Below are 1,233 nucleotides of genomic sequence, written 5' to 3' on the forward strand. Positions count from 1 at the left end.
GGGAGTGTTAGAAATTCTGTGTCATTCCAGTAATATATCTCAAAAAGGAATGATACATGACTCAATCTTTCGATTTCGACAAAGCCCTGAAAGCGCTTCAGGAGGGTCAGGCACTGACCGGTAAGAATGGCATCCTGACCCCATTGATTAAGCAGCTTACTGAAGCCGCTCTGGCTGCCGAACTTGACTCCTATCTGGCTAATGACCTTGAGGCCAACAGGAAGAATGGTTCCACAAAAAAGACCATCAAAGCCCCGACCGGTAACTTTGAACTGGCTACACCACGGGATCGTAATGGGACTTTTGAGCCCCAACTGGTTAAGAAGCACCAGACCACGTTATCAGACGAGATAGAACGGAAGATTATCCGCCTGTTTGCCCTCGGGATGAGCTACACCGATATCAGCCGGGAAATTGAAGACCTGTACGCCTTCAGCGTCTCTGGTGCCACCATCAGCGCCGTGACAGATAAGGTCATCCCCGAGCTAAAACAGTGGCAGCAGCGCCCGCTGGAAGCCATTTATCCCTTTATCTGGCTGGATGCCATTCACTACAAAATCCGTGAGGATGGCCGTTACGTAAGCAAGGCTGTCTATACCGTACTGGCGCTCAATCTTGAGGGGAAAAAGGAAATCCTTGGGTTGTATCTGTCTGAAAACGAAAGCGCAAACTTCTGGCTATCCGTGCTGACAGACCTGCAAAACCGCGGACTGAAAGATATTCTCATCGCCTGCGTTGATGGCCTGACAGGCTTCCCGGAAGCGATCAACAGCATATACCCGCAAACGGAGGTGCAGCTGTGCGTCATTCACCAGATCCGTAACTCCATCAAATACGTAGCTTCAAAGCATCACAAAGCCTTCATGGCTGATCTGAAACCCGTGTATCGTGCGGTCTCAAAAGACGCGGCAGAAAGCGCGCTGGACGAACTGGATGCGAAATGGAGTCAACAGTATCCGGTCGTCATCCAGAGCTGGCGTCGTAAGTGGGGTAACCTGTCGGGTTATTTCCGCTATCCGGCGGGCATCCGCAAGGTGATTTACACAACCAATGCCATCGAGTCAGTCCACCGTCAGTTCAGGAAACTGACAAAAACGAAAGGGGCGTTCCCGAACGAAAACAGTCTGATGAAACTGCTTTATCTGGGGCTTCTCAATGCACAGGAAAAATGGACAATGCCAATACAGAGCTGGAATCTAACGCTGTCGCAACTCTATATTTACTTTGAAGGGC

1 protein-coding gene is annotated in these 1,233 nt (G+C 50.1%); it reads left to right on the forward strand.

Annotated elements, in window-relative coordinates:
• Window positions 1-56 precede the first annotated feature (56 nt).
• Window positions 57-1,233, forward strand: a 1,177-nt coding sequence (locus EAE91_RS23465; protein WP_214090541.1) for an IS256 family transposase, incomplete at its 3' end; no start/stop codon positions are given.

Source organism: Photorhabdus noenieputensis (assembly GCF_018448935.1).
Lineage (GTDB): Bacteria > Pseudomonadota > Gammaproteobacteria > Enterobacterales > Enterobacteriaceae > Photorhabdus > Photorhabdus noenieputensis.